This window comes from Streptomyces milbemycinicus (genome assembly GCF_002154605.1).
GTDB lineage: Bacteria > Actinomycetota > Actinomycetes > Streptomycetales > Streptomycetaceae > Streptomyces > Streptomyces milbemycinicus.
This window is the reverse complement of sequence record NZ_MUNE01000657.1, coordinates 1-4,969: the sequence shown is the minus strand read 5'-3', so window position 1 is coordinate 4,969 and position 4,969 is coordinate 1. Positions and strand designations below refer to the sequence as shown.

Sequence of the window (4,969 nt, the reverse complement as noted above, 5' to 3'; positions counted from 1 at the left end):
TGGCGCCGCCGCGCGGGTTGACGAGGGCGGGGTCCAGGTCCGGCCATTCGGCGAGGCAGCCCAGCACCTGCGCGGCGAACGCCTCGTTGAGCTCCAGGGTGGTCAGGTCGACGAAGGTACGGCCGGCCTTGGCGAGCGCGCGGTTCACGGCCTCGACCGGCCCGAGGCCGAAGTACTGCGGTTCGATGCCGGTGACGGCGGACGCGCCGATCCGGGCCAGTGGCTCGCGCCCGGTGGCCCGCAGCCCCTCCTCGTCGACGAGCAGCAGCGCGGCCGCGCCGTCGTTCAGCGGCGAGGAGTTGCCCGCCGTGACCGTACCGCCGTCCTTGCGGAAGGCGGGCTTCAGCTTGGCCAGGGACTCAAGGGATGTGGTGTCGCGGATGGTCTCGTCCCGGTGCAGGTCCACGCCCTCGTACAGCGCGACCTCCGCGTCGTATGCCCCTTCCTCCCACGCCCGTACCGCCTTCTCATGGCTGGCCAGCGCGTACGCGTCCTGCGCCGCGCGGCCGATGCCGTGCTTGTCGGCGATCAGCTCGGCGCCCTCGCCGAGGGCGACGGTCCACTCGGGCGGCATATCGGGGTTGGTCATGCGCCAGCCGAGGGTGGTGGAGTACAGCTGCTGGTGCCCGGCCGGGAAGGCCCGCTCCGGCTTGGGCAGCACCCAGGGGGCGCGGCTCATCGACTCCACGCCCCCGGCCAGCGCGATATGCGCATCGCCGACGGCGATGGCGCGGGCGGCCTGCAGCACGGCCTCCAGGCCCGAGGCGCACAGCCGGTTGACGGTCGCGCCGGGCACGCTGACGGGGAGCCCTGCCAGCAGGACGGCCATCCGGGCCACATCGCGGTTCTCCTCGCCCGCGCCGTTGGCGTTGCCGAAGCAGACGTCGTCGATGCGGGCCGGGTCGAGGTCGGGGGTGCGGGCGAGGAGGGCGCGTACGACATGGGCGGCCAGGTCGTCGGGGCGTACGCCCGCGAGCGCGCCGCCGTACTTGCCGACGGGTGTGCGGACGGCGTCGACGATGTAGACCTCGCGCAGGGTGCCGTTGCTCATCTGTATCAAGCGTCCTTTCCGGAGCTCTTTCCAGAGCTCTTTCCGGCGTTCTTGAGGGCGCGCAGCGCGGCCAGCTCCTGCGGCGTCGGTGGCTCGGTCGCGCCGAGTCCGTCGCTCACCCGCAGCTCCCAGCCCGTGGCGGCCCGTACCTGCTCGACAGATACCCCCGGGTGCAGCTCGGTCAGCACCAGCTCCGCGGTCGCCGGGTCGGGACGCAGCACGCCGAGGTCGGTGATGACGGCGACCGGGCCCGCGCCGGGCATGCCCAGTTTCTTGCGGTCGCCGGGGCCGGCGCCGTGGCCGAGGGTGGTCACGAAGTCGAGCTCGGGGACGAAGTTTCGGGTGGAGTGGCGCAGCACCATCAGCACTTTGCCGCAGTTCGAGGCGATCTCGGGGGCGCCACCCGCGCCCGGCAGCCGCCCCTCCGGCTTGTCCGGGCCGCGGTTCACGACCGTGGTGTTGATGTTGGCGTAGCGGTCGACCTGCGCCGCGCCCAGAAAGCCGACGTCGATCCGGCCGCCCTGCAGCCAGTAGTTGAACATCTCCGGCACCGGCACCACGGCGTCCGCGGTTTCCGCGAGCTCGCCGTCGCCGATGGACAGCGGTAGCCGGGTCGGCTTGGAGCCGATCGTCCCGGACTCGTAGATCAGGACCAGGTCCGGATTGACCGTGGCGCGGGCGAGGTTGGCGGCGGTGCTGGGCAGGCCGATGCCGACGAAGCAGGTCCTGGCGCCGGCGAGCGCGCGGGCGGCGTTGACCTCCATCAGCTCGTCGCGGGTGAAGTCGGTGCGTGTGGTGTTGTCAGCGCTCGTGGTGTTGTCGGTCATCGCACGGCGGCCTTTGCGCTCTGTTCGTTCCGCACGTTCTCCTCGATCCATCGTGTGAACGCCTCGCGATCGCGGGCGATCGGGTCCCATGCCTGGTAGAAGGCGTTGTCCCGGACGGAGTAGCCGGAGGCGTACGAGGGGTGGGCGCCGCCGGGGACCTCGGCCACCGCGTCGATGACCCAGGTCGGCAGGACGACCCCGCCCGGCCGTGGCTCCAGTGTGTCGACGATCTCCTCCACGGTGACCAGGACCCGGTCGGCGGCGAGCGCCGCCTCCTTCTGTACGCCGGTCAGCCCCCACAGCTGGACGTTGCCGTTCCGGTCGGCCTGCTGGGCGTGGATGACGGTGACGTCCGGGTTGAGGGCCGCGACCGCGGCCAACTCCTCGCCGGTGAAGGGGCATACGACGGTGGAGACCGTCTCCGTACGGGTCGGGATGTCGCTTCCCCGGTAGCCGCGCAACACGGCGAACGGCAGCTTGGACGCGCCCGCCACATAGCGGTTGGCCATGCCCGCGTGGCTGTGCTCGTCCAGCTCCAGGGGGCGCGGCCAGCCGTTCTCCACGGCGTCGCGGAAGCGGTGCAGCGAGCCGACGCCGGGGTTGCCGCCCCAGGAGAAGATCAGCTTGCGCACCAGTCCGGCGCCGATCAGCTGGTCGTAGATGACGTCGGGGGTCATCCGGGCGAGGGTGAGGTCGGTGATGCCCTGACGGATGATCTCGTGCGCGGCGGCGTACGGGATGAGGTGGGTGAAGCCCTCCATCGCGAGGATGTCCCCATCGTGGACAAGGTCCGCCACGGCGTCGTGCAGGCTTCGGATGTCGGCCATCGTCACTCCGGCAGATGCTCAGTGTGCTGATTATTTCTGTCTGCCCAGAAAGCTTTCATCGATCAGTGGCTCGGTCAATACAGTCTAGGAAGAAAAGGTTGTGCTCGACAGGCAGGCTTCCGCAGGGTAGAATTGCTCAGTGTGCGGATGAAATACGCGAGGGAAGGAGACGGCGGGGCATGGGCGCGGTCGATCTGAGCACTCACCCCGGGCACCTGGCCCGCCGGCTGCAGCAGGCACACTCCCTGCTGTGGGGCGCGATGGTCTCGGAGGAGACGACCTCGCCGCAGTTCGCGGTGCTCAACGCGCTCGTCGAGAAGCCCGACATCGATCAGCGCACCCTCAGCGAACATGTCCACCTCGACCGCTCCACCATCGCCGACCTCGTGGCCCGGCTGGCCCGGCGCGGGCTGGTCGAGCGGGTGCGTGACCCGCGTGACGGGCGGCGCAATGTGCTCAAGCTGACGGACGACGGTGTACGTGTCCACCGCAAGCTGGTGACGCGTACGGCGCGGATGAACCGGGTCTTCCTGGCGCCGCTGGACGAGGGGGAGCGGGAGACGCTGCTGCGGCTGATCGCGCGGGTCGCGGACGCGGCGGAGGAGTTGCGGGCGTAGGGCGCCTACCCGCGCAGGCCGCCGAACCCCCCGCTTCCTCCGACCGCACGGGCCGCCATCGTCAGCGAGTTGACGAAGCGTGGCAGCCGTTCCGCCGTGAAGCGGGCCGACGGGCCGCCGAAGGACAGCGCCGCCACCACCTCGCCGCCCCGCGCCCGCACCGGGACGGCCACCGACGACAACCCCTCCTCGTGTTCGCTGTGGCTGACCGCGTACCCGTTGCGCAGCGTCTCGGCCACCCAGCGGCGCAGCGTCGTGGTGTGGTCCGGGCCGTGCGGGGAGCGGCGGGCGACCCGGTCGAGCAGCGTGTCGTCCGCCCCGAGCAGCAGCACCTTGGACGGGCCGCCCGCCCACAGCGGCAGTTCGTCGCCGACCTGGACGACATGGCGCAGCGCCTGCGGCCCCTCCTCCTGGGCGATGCAGATGCGGTGCACATCGCGCCGTACGTACAGATGCACCGTCTCCCGTTGCTCGGTGGCCAGTTCGCGCAGCGCCCGGCGGGCGGGGGCGGGCAGCCGCCAGCCCTGGTCCGCCATGCGGACCCAGCGCAGGAAGGCGGGGCCGGCGGTGTAGCGGCCGTGTTCGTCCAGCCAGAGCAGTCCGTTGAGGCGCAGGGTCTGCAGGATCCGCAGCACGGTGGTCTTGGGCAGGCCGCTGGCGGTGACGATCTCGCGGAGGGACAGCGCGGGGCGGTGCTCGTTGAACAGCTCCAGGATGTCGATGGTCCGCTGGACCGTCCGCATCCCCCGGGCCTCGCCGCCGTCCTTGCTTTCCTGGCCGCCTGTGCTGACCGTGCTGCCTGTGCTGCCCGTGCTGTCTTCGCTCATGCCGCCGCTCCTTGCCGTTCGGTCCGCTCGGCGGACCTGTCCGGGCCCGATAAGGACGCCCAGTATGGACCGAGGTCCGCTGCGCGGACCAGGGTCGGGACAGGGTGGGTAAGGGCTTTCTGGCTTGTCAGGCCCGGATTTCCCGCCTGGCTGCCCGTTTTACGCCCCGGTTACTCGCCCGCAACCTCGTGTCGATGCTCAGCGTACGTTCTATCGTCACCGGCACACGGACCCCTAGGTCCATTCAGCGGACCAACTCCCCACGTCCGCCCTCCCCCTCCCCACGTAGGAGACCCGGTGAAAGCAGCCGTCCTCACCGCTCCCCGCCGCATGTGAACGAGTCGTGGACCGCGCCGTGGGGCAGCGCGTGGTCATCGAGCCGAACTACGCCTGTCTCGACTGCCCCGAGTGCGCCCGCGGCCTGACCTCCGCCTGCACCAAGCGCTCCGGCGGCGACGAGTGGGGCACGCTGGGCGAGGTCCTGCATCTGGCCCGCATCCCGTACGAGCAGCCGACTTCCGCCACATGACGGCCCGCGCCGTCACGTTCGGCTTCCGCGCTCGTCACCGGACATGGAGGATGATCTTGCCGCGCGGGTGTTCGGCACGCAGAGCCTCGTACGCGGCGCGGGTATCGGCGAGCGGGACGACCCGGTCCACCACCGGGGTGAGCCGTCGGCCGTCGATCAGCTCGGTGATCGCCTCCAGACCGGCGCGGTCGGGCTCGACGACGAAGAACACGCCACGCGCGGCACGGGCGGCGGCCTGCTCGGGGTCCGGCGGCTGCACGATGCTGACCAGCGTCCCGCCCCGGCGCAGCA

7 protein-coding genes are annotated in these 4,969 nt (G+C 71.2%); 2 read left to right on the top strand and 5 right to left on the bottom strand.

The window, feature by feature from the left end; genetic code table 11:
- The 3 genes from CCN51_RS41770 to CCN51_RS41760 form a co-directional block, all read right to left on the bottom strand.
- On the bottom strand, nt 1–1,051 hold a 1,051-nt coding region (locus CCN51_RS41770), incomplete at its 3' end, for a thiolase family protein (protein ID WP_086860767.1).
- Nucleotides 1,052–1,056: 5 nt separating this feature from the next.
- Nucleotides 1,057–1,878 carry a CoA-transferase subunit beta gene (locus CCN51_RS41765; RefSeq protein ID WP_014179842.1) on the bottom strand — a complete coding sequence of 274 codons (822 nt, stop codon included), beginning with the start codon at nt 1,876–1,878 and terminating at the stop codon, nt 1,057–1,059.
- Nucleotides 1,875–2,705, bottom strand: a complete 831-nt coding sequence (locus CCN51_RS41760) for a CoA transferase subunit A (protein ID WP_014179843.1) — start codon at nt 2,703–2,705, stop codon at nt 1,875–1,877. Before CCN51_RS41760 ends, CCN51_RS41765 begins: the two co-directional genes overlap by 4 nt.
- Nucleotides 2,706–2,884: 179 nt before the next feature.
- Between CCN51_RS41760 and CCN51_RS41755 the strand changes: the two genes are divergently transcribed.
- Nucleotides 2,885–3,322 (top strand): MarR family winged helix-turn-helix transcriptional regulator, encoded by a 438-nt coding sequence (locus CCN51_RS41755; protein WP_014179844.1) that lies wholly within the window; start codon nt 2,885–2,887, stop codon nt 3,320–3,322.
- A 5-nt stretch (nt 3,323–3,327) separates the two neighbouring features.
- Here CCN51_RS41755 and CCN51_RS41750 read toward each other — a convergent pair whose 3' ends face one another.
- A complete protein-coding gene (locus tag CCN51_RS41750; RefSeq protein ID WP_014179845.1) occupies nt 3,328–4,149 on the bottom strand; it encodes an IclR family transcriptional regulator in 822 nt (273 codons plus the stop codon).
- Between the two features lie 343 nt (nt 4,150–4,492).
- Between CCN51_RS41750 and CCN51_RS58430 the strand changes: the two genes are divergently transcribed.
- Nucleotides 4,493–4,678 carry an alcohol dehydrogenase catalytic domain-containing protein gene (locus CCN51_RS58430; protein ID WP_014179846.1) on the top strand — a complete coding sequence of 62 codons (186 nt, stop codon included), beginning with the start codon at nt 4,493–4,495 and terminating at the stop codon, nt 4,676–4,678.
- A 34-nt stretch (nt 4,679–4,712) separates the two neighbouring features.
- Here CCN51_RS58430 and CCN51_RS41740 read toward each other — a convergent pair.
- Nucleotides 4,713–4,969 (bottom strand): zinc-binding dehydrogenase (locus tag CCN51_RS41740; protein WP_143676062.1); only part of this gene is annotated, 257 nt, incomplete at its 5' end.